The following is a 235-nucleotide window of genomic DNA, read 5'->3' on the forward strand; positions in this document are numbered from 1 at the left end:
CGACATGCCAGCTGAGCGTATCACCGCCGTGACCTTTACCAATAAAGCGGCACGTGAAATGAAAGCGCGGGTAAGTAAACTGCTACCAAGCGAAAAAATGCGCGGGTTAACGGTATCGACCTTTCACCAATTTGGTTTACAGTTTTTGCGCTATGAGCTGATTCATACTCCGCTAAAAGGCAATTTTTCCATCATGGACAGCGACGACAGTAAGCGCCTCTTGATGGAGCTGATG

Annotated in this window: 1 protein-coding gene; it reads left to right on the plus strand. The window is 48.1% G+C overall.

What is annotated here, in order from left to right; translation table 11 throughout:
* The coding region (locus SB725_RS33955; RefSeq protein ID WP_410923794.1) for a UvrD-helicase domain-containing protein at window positions 1-235 on the plus strand (235 nt) is incomplete at both ends.

The organism is Pseudomonas sp. SIMBA_041, assembly GCF_046535095.1.
GTDB classification, from domain to species: domain Bacteria; phylum Pseudomonadota; class Gammaproteobacteria; order Pseudomonadales; family Pseudomonadaceae; genus Aquipseudomonas; species Aquipseudomonas mucoides.